A 14,249-nucleotide genomic window follows, 5' to 3' on the forward strand; every position below is an offset into this window, starting at 1 on the left:
TGTGTCAGAAATATTGTTCAGATAGAAAGAGGGAGTAAAAAGTGGAAAGTAAATTTCTCAAGAGATGTGTTTCAATACTGCTAACTGTTTTAATGGTATGCAGTGTGGCTGTTATTAATGTTTCAGCTGATGAAACCGGTGGTGATGGAAAGTTAAAAATTTCTGTAGTTAACTTTGACTCAAAATGGGGCGATGTTGATGCTAATGTAGCAAAAATGGTTGACTACATTGAAAAGGCAAAGGAAGATAATGTTGAATTTTTAGTTTTCCCTGAAATGTGTGTCAGTGGTTATTGTTATTCATATGACCTTGATGATGCACAAAGTAAAATGGCAGTTAAAACTGCCGAAACTGTAGATGGCCCAACAGCTACAAAGATTGCAAAGTTAGCTGATGAATACGATATGTGGATTGCTTATGGTGCAACAGAGGTTGTTCCTAATGATAGCAAACATGCTTATAACTCAGTATTTGCTTGTTCTCCTGATGGCACAGTAACAACTTATCAGAAGATGCATCCTGTTGAGGGTATATGGTGCAAAGCAGGTTCAACTCCAACAATTCTAAATACTGCTGAGGGTAAAGTAGGTATTAGTATTTGTTACGATACATATGCAGTTCCTGAACTTGAAAGATATTATGATGCTCAGGGTTGTAGAGTTCTTTTAAACCCAACTGCTACATCAAGAGGTAGCTATGATGAAGAAGATGGTTCATTAAATACAACTAATTGGCAATGGTATTATGAAAACAGACTTGAGTCTATTGTTGATAGAGATGGAATGTACATTGCAAGTGCTGATTTAGCCGGTAAAGAATATGATGAAAATGGCGAGTTGCTTTACAACTTCCCGGGTGGTAGTGTTGTAATTGGCCCAGGTGGTACAAGTGACTCAGGTAAATATTCAAAGGACTATGCCGGTGGTGCATCAGTTCAAGAACCGGGAATGTACACAGGAGAAATTACTTTATCATCAGCTCGTGGTGGTGATGTAAACAGTTCAATCTTCCAACCTAACCTATATACAGAATGGTATAAAGATTTAGCTGATGACACTAAGGAAGACAAAGTTTCTTCCGGTACAGTAAGTGACCCTACAATTGCTACAGTTAATTTCCAAGCAGTATGGGGTGACTTAGACAAGAACCTAGAACAGATGGAAAACTATATTGTAACTGCAAGTAAGAGTGATACAGACATTATAGTATTCCCTGAAATGGCTCTACAAGGTTATTGTTCATCAAGCAATCCTGAAAGTGCTACATATAGACTTGCAGTTGACAAGGCTATTACAAAGAAAGGCTACTATGCTAAGACACTTTCTGAATATGCAAAGAAATATGATATGTATGTAATCTTCGGTGCTTCTGAAAAAATTCCGGCATCTGAAAATCCTGATGAACTTGACAAGGCATATAACTCAGCATTCTGTTGTAGTCCTGACGGTACAGTAACTACATACAGAAAGATTCAACCGGTTGAAGGTGCATGGTGTAAGAGTGGTACAAATCCGGTAATTATCGAAACTCCTTACGGTGGAATTGGTTTAAGTATTTGTAAAGATACTTATTCTTATCCTGAACTGGAAAGATACTATGGTGCTAAGGGCTGTAAGTTTATTGTAAACCCAACAGCTACTTCTCGTGGTGGTGCATCAAGATGGAGCTGGTACTATAGCAGAAGACTTGAAAGTATTGTTGATAGAGATAAACTTGTTGTTGTTTCTGCTGACCTATGTGGTACTCAGTATGATAATGAAGGTACTGCACATTCAACATTCCCAGGTGGTAGTTGTGTAATTGCTCCACTAAGAAGTGCAAAGAACAGTAGTTATGTTGACTATGTAGCAGGTTCATCAAAGTATGATCCTGAAAATGTTGGAATGAGCATTGGTAGAATCAATACTGCATCTAAAAAATATAGCATTGGCTTTAGCATTGCAGGATTTAACCCAAGCATTTATTCAACAATGTACGGTGTATTAGCCGGTACTAAGGATGTTAGTGAAATTACTGCTACTGACTCAGCAATTGTCAGTGAGTCAACTGAAACAGTAGATACTTCTTCACTTGAAAAGTCAGGTTACTCACTTGAAAGTAAAGTATATAATGTTGAAACAGGTTTAACAACACCATTCTATGGTGACTCAATTTACAAGAAACTATCAAATGTTACTGCATCTGTAGTAGGCGATAGCACATCAGAAGTATATTCTGTAGTTGACGGTAAGTTAACTAAGGTTGATACAACATATAGTGACGGTAAACTATCATTTACAACATCAGGTGGTACATATTGTGTAGTAAGTTACAAGGAACTACCTACAACCGTTACTGTTAATAAATCTGCAAAAGTATATGTAAAGGGTACTTATCAGATTAAAGCTAATGTAAGTAACGGTAAAGGTGCAACAACTTATAAGTCAAGTAACAGTAAGGTTGTAAAGGTATCTTCAACAGGTAAGGTAACTGCACTAAAGAAAGGTACTGCAACTGTTACAGTAACTAATAATGGTGTTTCCGGTACTGTTAAATTCACTGTAAGCAACCCAACACTTAATAAGAATATTGTAACTCTAAAAGCTAAAAAGTCCTTTACACTTAAAATTACAGGAAAAATCGGTACTGCTAAATTTAAGTCAAGCAATACTAAGGTAGCTACTGTAAGTGCTACAGGTAAAGTAACTGCAAAGAAAAAGGGTGTTGCTTATATTACAGTCTATACTAATGGCATTGTACTAAAGTGCAAAGTTGTTGTTAAATAATATTGATAAAAACTGCTTTCTCCTAATATTAAAATACTCATACAGATTGACCTTGCTTATGCAGGGTCAATTTTGTTTTACAAAAGGAAAAAGCTAACCATAAAGGTTAGCTTATGAGGAAGTTTATGAAAAAATTTTTAAGTTAAAAGGTGTTTTCAGAAATATATATTTATGCCCATTGCTTGAGTTGAGTGTAGAGTGTATTGTTAAGTGAGCAATGGGCTAAATGACTTATTAATTAGCCTCTCATTGATGGAGAATGAACATCATCCATATTAGTAACATTACCATTCTTGTCAACATTTAAAGTAAATGTTGCTGAATCGGTCTTCTTATCATTTACATTCCAGATAAGTGTTAGCTTAACAGTACCGGCTTTTTTGCCGATAACATTAAATTCATACTTGTTAGTCTTAAAGTTGTAATTAACTTTAACAACTAGGTTGTTGTTAGTTGCTTTGTATGTGTAATCATAACCGTATGATGTCTTGCCATATGCATAATATTTAAAAGCCTTAGCAGTCTTAACCTGTCCTGTCTTTACTTGCTGAACTACACCGTACTGAACAGGTGTTTTGTTTGTATCAACGCTCTTTGCACTTGCAGTTGCTACTGCACCTAATGTTGAAACTGCGATTAATGCTGTTGCTGCTAATGTTGTAAATCTCTTTGTTGTGTTTTTCATAGTAAATTCTCCTAATAATCAATTCTGTTTTTTTAATATCTATCAAGTCTTCCTTGACTGTGACTATAGTATAGCAGTAAAGGGCAAAAACCTAAACGGTATTTTAATGCAAGTTAAATTTATTATAGATTTTTATATTTTTAATTTAAGTTAAAATAAACTTTACCACTTACTAAAATTAAATTATTTTAAACTTTTTAAGGGAAAGGGGAAATAATTTGTGTTTTGTCACTTAAAATTCATAAATTTGTGTTATAATAAAGAAAAAATTAAAAAGGAATGTATAATATGAAGAGATTAATTGTTATTGCACTACTTGCAACAATGATGATTGGTATTACAGGTTGTGGCAGTAGTACGGATACAAGTTCAAGTACAACAACAGTAACAACCACAACAACAACTACTAAATCTGCTAACACAAGTGTTGCTGCCAATGTTTATGATGGTACAGGCGAGAAACAAGGCAAAAAACTATGTGCTATTAAGTGGAGTGATAAGTCCAAAATCACTACAATCAATAGTATGTTACATACAAACAATGTTATTACTAAGTCAGGTGAGGGTAAAGAAAAGACCTTTAAGGCGTCTGATGCTGACAAGATTTATGAAGTTGAATTGGTTAACAAAAACTATGATAATAACTACTTCTTTGTTTATATTATTGACAACAAGGTTTATATGCTTGGCAAAGAATTTGCAAAGGATGAGAATACAGAAGTCAGTGGTTATGCTGATGTAACTGTTAAAGAATTTAACAGTCTTTTAAAATAAACTTTAGGCACTTACAGTTTTGTAAGTGCCTTTTTATGTGGAAAACAAAAGGAAAAAGCTAACCATAAAGGTTAGCTTATGAGGGAGTTTTATGAAAAAATTTTTAATTTAAAAGGATTTTTCAGAAATTTAAATTTTCTTTGTTGTGTTAGGTAATTATCGTACTACATTACCTAGAGCAGTAACATTACCCTTATTATCAACTCTTAGGTTGAATGTAGCTGAGTTAGTTTTCTTGTTGTTAACATTCCAGATTAATGTTAGCTGAGTGTTACCGGATTTCTTACCCAAAACATTGAATTCATACTTGTTAGCTTTGAAATCATAGTTAACTTTAACATCAACGATATTGTTAGTTACTTTGTAGTCATAGTTATAACCGTAAGTTGTTTTGCCCTTTGCATAATACTTAAATGCTTTAGCATTGTTGAATTGCTTGTTGTTAACATTTGTGTTAGTGTTGTTGATTACAGATGTATTGTTTGTGTTTGAAGGTGTTACTTTACCTAGAGCATTAACATTACCCTTATTATCAACCTTTAGGTTAAATGTAGCTGAGTTAGTTCTCTTATCGTTAACATTCCAGATTAGTGTTACCTGAACATTACCGGCTTTCTTACCCAAAACATTGAATTCATACTTGTTAGTTTTGAAATCGTAGTTAACTTTAACATCAATGTTGTTGTTAGTTGCCTTGTATGTGTAATCATAACCGTATGATGTTATACCATATGCGTTATACTTAAAAGCTCTTGCATTCTTAACCTGTTGAACTACACCGTACTGAGTTGTGCTTGGTTGTACATCAACACTCTTTGCACTTGCTGTTACTGCTGCTGCACCTAATGTTGAAACTGCGATTAATGCTGTTGCTGCTAATGTTGTAAATCTCTTTGTTGTGTTTTTCATGATAATTTCTCCTTAATAATCAATTCTGTTTTTTTGTTTTTTTAATATCTGTCAAGCTTTCCTTGACTGTGACTATAGTATAGCAGTAAAGGGCAAAAACCTAAACGGTATTTTAATGTAAGTTAAATTTATTATAGATTTTTATTTTTTTATTTAAGTTAAAATAAACTTTATTTCTTACTAAAATTAAATTATTTTAAACTTTTAGTGGATAAATAGAATTGATAATAGAAAAAATAGGTACAAAAAATCCCTACTCAAAAGAGTAGGGATAATTTTTTATAGTAGAAAAGTAATTTTAAATTACTTTACGTGCCATAGATCCTTAGCATATTCTAGGATTGTTCTGTCAGATGAGAACATACCTGCATTAGCAATGTTGATTAAGCACTTCTTGCCGAATGCTGTTCTATCCTGATAATCCTTGTTGCCCTTAATCTTAGTATCAACATAATCCTGAAGATCAAGTAGTAGGAAGTAATGGTCTGGGTCATGCCAAGCAGTACCATTTAGGATAGCTGTGTATAGTTCAGCAAATGAACCTTCACCAACTGCACCACCGTCAGAGAATGTACCGTCAACTAGAGTATCAAGAACTGCCTTGATTTCTGGGTTGTTATCATATACTTCTCTTGGGTTGTAAGACTTGTTAGCCTTTAGTTCGTCAATTTCTTCAACTCTAGCACCGAAGATGTATTCATTTTCGATACCTGCCTGCTGAGCGATTTCAACATTAGCACCGTCATAAGTACCAAGTGTAACTGCACCGTTTAGCATAAACTTCATGTTGCCTGTACCTGATGCTTCTGTACCTGCAGTAGAAATCTGTTCTGAGAAGTCAGCTGCAACAACAATCTTTTCTGCATAAGAAACATTGTAGTTCTGTACAAAGTGAACCTTTAGCTTATCCTTAGTATCAGGGTCGTTGTTAACTAGCTTAGCAACTTCGTTGATGTACTTAATGATAGCCTTAGCTCTAGCATAACCAGGAGCTGCTTTAGCACCAAAGATAAATGCTGTTGGCTGCCAATCCTTTAGTTCGCCCTTCTTTAGCTTGTTATAAATCATAACAATTGAGAATGCGTTTAGTAGCTGTCTCTTATATTCGTGAAGTCTCTTAACCTGAATGTCAAAGATGAATGATGGGTCAATTTCAACACCTTCAGTATCCTTGATGTAGTTAGCTAGCTGAGTCTTCTTCTTCTTCTTAATTGTGTTAAATGCACGAACAGTCTTAGCGTCAATGTTCTTTTCAAGACCCTTAAGAACTGATAGATCCTTTAACCAACCATCGCCAACTCTTTCTGTGATGAAGTCAGATAGTTCTGGGTTACATAGACCTAACCATCTTCTCTGTGTGATACCGTTAGTCTTGTTCTGGAATCTTTCAGGATATAGTTCATACCATTCCTTTAGAACATCGTCCTTTAGGATTTCTGTATGAATCCAAGCAACACCGTTTACATAAGAACCAACATAACAAGCTAGTCTAGCCATATGAACTAGGTCGCCGTCAATGATAGCCATTTTCTTAGCAAACTGTTCATCGCTAACACCCTTAGCGTGCATATCGTTGTATTCGTGAATAGCAATTCTTTCGATAATTGTAAGAATTTCAGGTAGAATTTCTCTAATTAGGTTCTTGTCCCACTTTTCAAGTGCTTCACCAAGAACTGTGTGGTTTGTATAAGCAAATGTCTTCTGTGCAATATCAAGAGCTTCTTCAAAACCAATACCTTCTAGACCTAGAAGTCTGATTAGTTCAGGAATAGAAATAACTGGGTGAGTATCGTTTAGCTGAATAGCTGCATGACTTGAGAACTTGCTGAAGTCATTGCCGTACTTAGCCTTATATCTCTTAATAATATCCTGTAGTGAAGCTGAACAGAAGAAATACTGCTGTTTTAGACGAAGTAGCTTACCTTCGTGAGTACCATCGTTTGGATATAGAACAGAAGAAATGTTTTCTGCATCGTTCTTAGCCTTTACAGCTTCATCATAGTGTGATGCGTTAAATGCTAGGAAGTCGAATTCGTCAACTGCTTCTGCCTGCCATAGACGAAGAGTGTTAATGCTCTTTGCACCATAGCCGATAACAGCCATATCATAAGGTACAGCCTTAACTGTCTGATCCTGGAACTTAACTTCAACTGCATCTTCTTCTCTACGGATGCACCATGGATCTTCAAATCTCTGCCAGTTATCAGCAATTTCTACCTGATAACCGTCTTCGATTAACTGCTTAAATAGACCGTACTTATAACGGATACCATAACCGTCTAGTGGAACTTCCTGAGTAGCTGCTGAATCTAGGAAACAAGCTGCTAGTCTACCTAGACCACCGTTACCAAGAGCTGCATCATCAATATCTTCAAATACATTGATGTCAATACCCTTAGACTTTAGTAGCTTCTTAGTTGTGTCAAGAATACCCATGCAGTATAGATTGTTGTACATCATTCTACCCATTAGGAATTCAGCTGAGAAGTAATATGCTCTTCTCTTAGAAGCTTCCTTCTTCTGACACTTTTCCCAAGTATCAGCGATTTCACCCATCATTGCTTTACCTAGGCAAAGGTGAAGTTCTGCCGGTGTAAGTTCCTTAAGAGTCTTACAGTAGTCGTTTTTTGCTGTTAATTCAAGATTTTCAATAATGCTCATTTTTTAATTTTCCTCCAGTCTTGAACTGTTGATTACCATTTCCTTTAGCTGGTCTGCTAGTTCATCTGTTAGCACACTGCCATCAATTCTCCAAACCCAGTTACCACCAAGTGTTGATGGAACATTCATTCTTGCCTCTGTACCAAGACCAAGAATATCCTGCATCTGGATAATAGCTGTGTTAGCAACACTTTCGTATGCTGTTCTGATGATACCCCAGTTAAATGCTTCCCATTCAGGCATCTTACAGTATTGTCTAGCAAAAGCAACATCTTCAGGCTTAGCTTCTGCCATCCAACCCATAAGGGTATCGTTGTCGTGTGTACCAGAATATACAACACAGTTTTCTGTGTAGTTGTGTGGTAAGTAATCGTTAGCCTCACCACTATCAAAAGCAAACTCCAATACCTTCATTCCAGGGTAACCGGTTTCTTTTAGAAGTTCCTTTACACTGTCAAAAAGGTCGCCTAAATCTTCAGCAACGATTGGTAGATCCCCTAGCTTTTCCTTCATCATATTGAAGAATTCAATGCCAGGACCGTCATACCAGTCACCACCGATAGCATTTTCGGCCGGATAAGGAATGGCATAATAAGTATCAAAAGCTCTAAAGTGGTCAATTCTTAGAATATCAAAGAGCTTTGATGCAGCAGCAATACGATTGAACCACCATTCATAATCTGTTTCTTTTAGATAATCCCAGTCGTACAATGGATTGCCCCATAGCTGACCTGTTGCAGAGAAATAGTCTGGTGGACATCCAGCTACTCTTACAGGTTGATTGTTTTCGTCAAACCAGAAAATTTCAGGATTTGCCCAAGTATCTGCTGAGTCCATAGCAACATAGATTGGCATATCACCAAGAATCTTGATGCCAAGGTCATTTACATACTTTCTGAATGCTTCCCACTGTTCATAGAACTTGTACTGTAGGAAACTCCAGAAGTCAATTTCATCCTTGAACTTTCTTTCGTATTTTTTAATAGCCTCAGGCTCACGAAGTTTGATTTCTTCGTCCGGCCATTCTGTCCAGGCTTTCATATCAAAGTTTTTCTTAACAGCCATATAAAGGGCATAGTTCTTTAGCCACTTGCTGTTCTTTCTCTTAAAAGCAGTAAAAGGCTTTCTGTCGCAATTCTTCTTGAAATTCTCAAATGCAACTCTTAGTACATCAAATCTGTACCAGTAAATAGTAGCATAGTCGATTTCAAATTCTGAGTCGCCCCAGTAACCCTTGTCAATATCTTCTTGAGTAAGTAAACCTTCTTCCTTGAGAGTATCAAGGTCGATCATATATGGATTACCTGCAAAAGTTGAAAAAGACTGATAAGGTGAGTCGCCGTAGCTTGTAGGACCAACAGGAAGAATCTGCCAGATCTTCTGACCTGCTTTCTTCAAAAAGTCTGCAAACTCACGAGCTTCTTTACCTAGTGTACCAATACCGTAAGGTGATGGTAAGCTAGTAATAGGCATTAAAATGCCGGCTTCTCTTGCCATAATGTCAACTCCGTTCGTTAATATTTAGTTGTCTATTTTCCGTTTAATGGAATACCAATATTAAAAATGTTGTGTTTGTTTCGGTTGCCTACACAACTTAGGCAAAAACCAACTTCTAAAATTTTACCATAAATCTTGACAAAAATCAAGTATTTTCTATTCTACTGAGTTCCTAGTAGTCTGTGTTGTAAATAGATATGACCCGTTTTAGGGTAAAAATAAAATACGATTTAATATTTCGCTTGTTTTACTGACTTTTGATTATGAATATTAATTAATGAATGGATTTCAATTCTAACTTTTCACTCAATAACTGCATTGGACTTTTGTAATCAAGTGTTCTCATTGTTTTGTTATTACTCCATTCCAAATGTCCTTTTAATTTTGTGTTTAATTCTTCAATATTTCTGAATGTTTCCCATTCATAGAAATATCTTTGGTCGTTTCTATGACTTCTTTCTACCTTTCCGTTGTGCCAAGGTGTTCGTTGTGGTATTAATTTATGATTTATACCTAGTTTGTTTAATTCTATTTCAAAAGGACTTTTCACTTCACTGCTTTGATATTTATATGTGAATTCTCTTCCGTTATCTGTTTGAATAGTCTGTATTTTAAACGGAAATTCTTTCAATAACATGTTCAAAATTTGGTTGAGTTTTCGTGTATGTTCTTCAAACCCATATACAAATCTCATCCTTGTACATTCATCTATTGCAGTCCATTGATAAAAATGCTTTCCGTCCCTTAAAGCCTTACCTCTTAAGCAATTATATGGCACTTCTTTTACATCTATCTGCACCTTTTCTCCAGGTATTAACAGTTCCGGATATCTTCTATGCTTACGGCTCTTTTTCTTGGTCTTTTTATATTTTACTAAGCCCATTCTTTTAGCTGCATATATCATTCCTGAGTAGCTTCTTGTATATCCTTTTCTCTTTAAATCACTGTATACTCCATCCCATCCATATCTTTCATAGCACTTTTTGAAAGAATTTCTAATTTGTCTTTCTTCTCTTTTTGTGTGCCTGTTAGGATGACTATGTGGTCTGTGTGATTTAGGCAATAGCGATTGCCAGGTACCGTCATATTGGTTACACCATCTCTTTACGCTTGAAAGACTTACACCGTACACTCTACTTGCTTTGCTTTTTCCTTTTCTTAGTGCGTATTTTACTATGGCTTGCTTTTCTTTGCTTCTTGTGTTATCATATTCATGAGGAGTACTTCTTTCTTAGGTTAATGTTTTTTAGCGATTCCATTATACCATATTTTGAAGTTACTCCTCTTTTTTATTGGGTCATATCATTTTAGCACATACATTTCTATTCTTCTGAATTCTTAGTAGCCTTGATTGCAAGTAGCATACATAGGTTTGTAGTCATTGTTCGTACCTCATTCCTAGAATGTGGTGTATAGTGGCAAAGTTCAGCCCTATATATTGTGGTACTTTCTTTTGTTGCAATTCCTATAAAAACAAGTCCAACAGGCTTTTTATCTGTTCCACCGGTAGGTCCTGCAATGCCTGTTGTTGATACCCCTATATCAGAAGAGGCAAGTTCCTTGATTCCTTCACACATCTGTGTGGCAGTTTCTTCACTAACTGCACCTACTGTGTTTAATGTTTCATTCTTAACACCAAGGACTTTGTTCTTAATTCTGTTTGCATAGGAACAAACCCCCAGTTCAAAAACATTACTTGCACCACTGACATTTGTAATTCTCTGAGAAATCATACCACCGGTACAACTTTCGGCAGAACTGATTTTCATATTTCTTTCTGTCAGTTCCTTTACAAGGGTGTTTTCTAAAGTAGAAGTATCTATATCTTTCATTAAGTTATAATAATTTTTATCTGTGATTAAAGTAGCCATTTTATCACCTCGTTATTATTTTATCAAAAAACCTTATCTATTGCAATTACAGTTGTGTTTTGTTATATTAGTTATAGACTAAAATAACTTTACGGTAATTTTATTTGGGCAAACATTGTTTGCCTCTACCTCTTATAATATAGGATACAAGGAGCAAAGCTATGCCACATTTTTTTGTTGATGAAGAAATTGAGTCAAAGGAATATTCGCTTTTTGGTGAAGATGGTCGCCATATATCAAAAAGTCTTAGAATGAATAAGGGTGAGTCCCTAACTTTGTGTTCACCAAGTGGTACTGTTCATAATTGTGTAGTTGAAGAAATCAGCGGTGATATGGTAAAGGTGAATGTTCTTTCCAGCAAAATTTCCGAAGCTGAACCTGATGTAAAGGTAACACTTTATCAAGCACTACCTAAAGGTGACAAAATGGAACTTATTATTCAAAAGGCAGTTGAAATCGGTGTAAGTGAGATTGTACCTGTTATTTCTTCAAGATGTGTCAGCAGACCTGACAAAAAATCATTAAGCAAAAAAACAGTCAGATGGCAGAAAATTGCAAAACAAGCTGCTATGCAAAGTGGCAGAGGAATTGTACCAAAAGTAAAGGAATGCATTTCCTTTAATGATGCAGTTAAAAGTGCTAAGGGTGATAAAGTTATTTTTTATGAACTTGGTGGAGAAAGTGTAAAAACTATTCTAAAAGATAAGCCAAGTGAAATCAGTATGTTTATTGGCAGTGAAGGTGGATTCAGTTCTGAGGAAGTTAACCTAGTTACAGAAAACGGTGGCAGAAAAGCTACCCTAGGTAAAAGAATTTTAAGGGCAGAAACTGCACCTTTGGTTGCATTAACTTTAATTATGTATGAAACAGACAATATGGAATGAGGTAATAAAAATGACAGGAATTATTTGTGCATTAAAAATTGAAGTTGACGGTTTAAAGTCAGCAATGGATAGTAGCGAAAAGAAAACAATTGCAGGTCTTGATTTTATCAGTGGTAAAATCAACGGTAAGGATGTTGTACTTCTTGAATGTGGTATCGGTAAAGTAAATGCTGCTATCGGTACTCAGATTATGATTGACTACTACAAGCCTGATGTAATTATCAATTCAGGTATTGCAGGTAGCTTAAGTAAAGACTTAAAGATTGGTGACATTGTTATTTCTAAGGATTGTGTTGAACATGATATGAACGGTACTGCAACCGGTGATCCTAGAGGTGAAATCTGGTACACAGATGAAAGAAGAATTGACATTCCGGCAGATAAGGCTACATATGAAAAGTTATATGAATGTTGCAAAACTATTGATGACATTAATGTTGTTGTGGGTAGAGTGGCAACAGGTGATATTTTTATTGCCGATGTTGATAAGAGAAAGTTTATTGCAGATGAATTTGGTGCTTTATGTTGTGAAATGGAAGGTGGTGCAGTTGGCCATGTTTGTTACAGAAACAAAGTGCCATATGCAGTTCTTCGTTCAATAAGTGACGATATGAACCACAATGAATTCTTAGATTTTGAGAAGTTTAAGGTTTTGGCTGCTGAACATTCAATTAAAGTTATGAAAGAATTTTTAAAATAATCATTGCATTAAGAAAGCCTTACAGAGTCCTGTAAGGCTTTTACTTTAGTATTTGTATTTCATTTTTGTTTCTATTATATCTACAGCTTCAAGGACTTTGTTGTATTTTAGGTACTTGATTTTGTAGAATTTTCTTTTGTTTGAATAAACATAAACTCTTAGGTGAGCAGTTTTGTAAAAAACTTGGAAAGGACTTTGTCTAATCTGTACATACTGAATTTTGTCATACGGAATGTAAGTTCTTGTAATGTTCAGCCTATCAAAGTAATCAATCTGTACTGCCTTGTCACAAATGGTTATACTGCTTTTTGTGTAGGAATAAATTCTAAAAAATAGCCAGTAAACAAATACTCCAAGGATAGCGAATAAAGGAAATCTAACAATCTCTGCAAAATAACCTAGGTAGTGAAGTATTAGCATTGCTGCAACAGTACCTAATATACAATAGAAAGGAAACCATAGGTAGGACATAAATTCTGTCTTTTTAGGTTTAACTTTGTAGTTTTCTTCTGTTGGTAGGGTAGTGATTTTGCTGAGGATTTTGTTGATATTTTCTTCTCTGTCAGCAGGTATAAGCAAACTTCTGTCACCTTTTTGTGCACCACTGCCTATTGTTTGAATGTAGGCACTTTTTAGACGAAGAAGTAACATCAGTACACTTTGCTTTATTTGAATTGCATTTAACTTATCTGTAGTTGTAACAAATTCATATCTGTTCAGTAGTCCTCTTGAAATGTGGATTATATTATTCCTTATCTTTGTTGAGAAAAATGCATTGCTTGAAAGCTGATACACATAGGCAATACCCCAACAAATTATCAGTAATGTTGCAAGACCCGATACAGCAGGAGGTACACCAATCTTAATAATATAAGAAGAAATATCCAGCTTATTCACAAAGTAATTTTTGAAAAGGTCAACAACAATATCGGAAGTTTTGTATAGGACAGGTGCTATAATAAGCAAACCTGTAAGTGCGTTACTCCATGTTGCAGCCATTAGAATTATTCTAAGGAAACCACCTTTATACTTTAGGTCAACATCTTGTTTGCCGAAAATCTCAGCCTTTAGTGCAAGGTCGTTCTTTTTACTTAGAAAAAGGTTGTAGTCACCTTTAGCAGTGTAAGAACCCGGTGTGTTTATAATAACCTTCCTTGCTCTGAAAATTCTGTAAGTAAAAGCCCTTTCAACATAAACCGACTGAATACAGTTGTAGGGAATATCAGCTCTTTTCTTAAAGAAAAATCCTTTCTTTGTATAGACACTTTTCTCTTTCTCAAGGTACATTGTACTTCTGTATTCAAGGATAATATACGCAAATAAGAAAATAACACACAAAGCAGAAATAGAGAAGTTAGTGATAAAAGCAGCAGTTGTTGTTGGCTTATACAAAAAGTTTTGTAGCACAGGAACAACAAGCAAAGGAAATAGCCTTGTTAAGTCATATAAAATTGTATAGAAGTGAGCTTTCTTGTATAGCTTTCTGTTCCTAAATTTCACAAC

General features: G+C 35.2%; 11 protein-coding genes. 4 read left to right on the forward strand and 7 right to left on the reverse strand.

The window, feature by feature from the left end:
• Positions 1 to 41 precede the first annotated feature (41 nt).
• Entirely contained in the window at positions 42 to 2,765 is a 2,724-nt protein-coding gene (locus E5Z56_RS04975) for a nitrilase-related carbon-nitrogen hydrolase (RefSeq protein WP_138156802.1), read from the forward strand.
• Positions 2,766 to 3,003: 238 nt separating this feature from the next.
• Here E5Z56_RS04975 and E5Z56_RS04980 read toward each other — a convergent pair whose 3' ends face one another.
• On the reverse strand, positions 3,004 to 3,450 hold the full coding sequence (locus E5Z56_RS04980) for a hypothetical protein (RefSeq protein WP_138156804.1): 447 nt from the start codon (positions 3,448 to 3,450) through the stop codon (positions 3,004 to 3,006).
• A 288-nt stretch (positions 3,451 to 3,738) separates the two neighbouring features.
• On the opposite strand from E5Z56_RS04980, the gene E5Z56_RS04985 reads away from it, so the two are divergent.
• Entirely contained in the window at positions 3,739 to 4,224 is a 486-nt protein-coding gene (locus tag E5Z56_RS04985; protein ID WP_138156806.1) for a hypothetical protein, read from the forward strand.
• Positions 4,225 to 4,380: 156 nt separating this feature from the next.
• Here E5Z56_RS04985 and E5Z56_RS04990 read toward each other — a convergent pair whose 3' ends face one another.
• The 5 genes from E5Z56_RS04990 to E5Z56_RS05010 all read right to left on the reverse strand — a co-directional run bounded on the left by E5Z56_RS04990 (position 4,381) and on the right by E5Z56_RS05010 (position 11,162).
• Positions 4,381 to 5,133, reverse strand: a complete 753-nt coding sequence (locus E5Z56_RS04990; RefSeq protein ID WP_138156807.1) for a hypothetical protein — start codon at positions 5,131 to 5,133, stop codon at positions 4,381 to 4,383.
• A gap of 303 nt (positions 5,134 to 5,436) precedes the next feature.
• Entirely contained in the window at positions 5,437 to 7,794 is a 2,358-nt protein-coding gene (locus E5Z56_RS04995; RefSeq protein WP_138156809.1) for a glycogen/starch/alpha-glucan phosphorylase, read from the reverse strand.
• 3 nt (positions 7,795 to 7,797) lie between these two features.
• Positions 7,798 to 9,291 (reverse strand): 4-alpha-glucanotransferase, encoded by a 1,494-nt coding sequence (gene malQ / locus E5Z56_RS05000; protein WP_138156811.1) that lies wholly within the window; start codon positions 9,289 to 9,291, stop codon positions 7,798 to 7,800.
• A gap of 274 nt (positions 9,292 to 9,565) precedes the next feature.
• Complete coding sequence (locus tag E5Z56_RS05005; protein ID WP_138156813.1) at positions 9,566 to 10,423, reverse strand: DDE-type integrase/transposase/recombinase; 858 nt, start codon at positions 10,421 to 10,423, stop codon at positions 9,566 to 9,568.
• Between the two features lie 190 nt (positions 10,424 to 10,613).
• Positions 10,614 to 11,162 (reverse strand): CinA family protein, encoded by a 549-nt coding sequence (locus E5Z56_RS05010; RefSeq protein ID WP_138156815.1) that lies wholly within the window; start codon positions 11,160 to 11,162, stop codon positions 10,614 to 10,616.
• 161 nt (positions 11,163 to 11,323) lie between these two features.
• Between E5Z56_RS05010 and E5Z56_RS05015 the strand changes: the two genes are divergently transcribed.
• On the forward strand, positions 11,324 to 12,046 hold the full coding sequence (locus tag E5Z56_RS05015; protein WP_138156817.1) for a 16S rRNA (uracil(1498)-N(3))-methyltransferase: 723 nt from the start codon (positions 11,324 to 11,326) through the stop codon (positions 12,044 to 12,046).
• Between the two features lie 10 nt (positions 12,047 to 12,056).
• Entirely contained in the window at positions 12,057 to 12,746 is a 690-nt protein-coding gene (locus E5Z56_RS05020; RefSeq protein ID WP_175405380.1) for a 5'-methylthioadenosine/adenosylhomocysteine nucleosidase, read from the forward strand.
• A 45-nt stretch (positions 12,747 to 12,791) separates the two neighbouring features.
• Here the strand turns inward: E5Z56_RS05020 and E5Z56_RS05025 are convergent, their stop codons facing one another.
• Positions 12,792 to 14,246 (reverse strand): PH domain-containing protein, encoded by a 1,455-nt coding sequence (locus tag E5Z56_RS05025; protein WP_138156820.1) that lies wholly within the window; start codon positions 14,244 to 14,246, stop codon positions 12,792 to 12,794.
• Between the last annotated feature and the right edge of the window lie 3 nt (positions 14,247 to 14,249).

The organism is Ruminococcus bovis (genome assembly GCF_005601135.1).
Taxonomy (GTDB): Bacteria; Bacillota; Clostridia; order Oscillospirales; family Acutalibacteraceae; genus Ruminococcoides; species Ruminococcoides bovis.

What these genes read in the sequence shown, in the direction of transcription:
- E5Z56_RS04980 (WP_138156804.1), bottom strand. Translation starts at nt 3,450, where the DNA reads ATGAAAAACACAACAAAGAGATTTACAACATTAGCAGCAACAGCATTA.
- E5Z56_RS04985 (WP_138156806.1), top strand. Translation starts at nt 3,739, where the DNA reads ATGAAGAGATTAATTGTTATTGCACTACTTGCAACAATGATGATTGGT.
- E5Z56_RS04990 (WP_138156807.1), bottom strand. Translation starts at nt 5,133, where the DNA reads ATGAAAAACACAACAAAGAGATTTACAACATTAGCAGCAACAGCATTA.
- E5Z56_RS04995 (WP_138156809.1), bottom strand. Translation starts at nt 7,794, where the DNA reads ATGAGCATTATTGAAAATCTTGAATTAACAGCAAAAAACGACTACTGT.
- malQ (WP_138156811.1), bottom strand. Translation starts at nt 9,291, where the DNA reads ATGGCAAGAGAAGCCGGCATTTTAATGCCTATTACTAGCTTACCATCA.
- E5Z56_RS05010 (WP_138156815.1), bottom strand. Translation starts at nt 11,162, where the DNA reads ATGGCTACTTTAATCACAGATAAAAATTATTATAACTTAATGAAAGAT.
- E5Z56_RS05015 (WP_138156817.1), top strand. Translation starts at nt 11,324, where the DNA reads ATGCCACATTTTTTTGTTGATGAAGAAATTGAGTCAAAGGAATATTCG.
- E5Z56_RS05020 (WP_175405380.1), top strand. Translation starts at nt 12,057, where the DNA reads ATGACAGGAATTATTTGTGCATTAAAAATTGAAGTTGACGGTTTAAAG.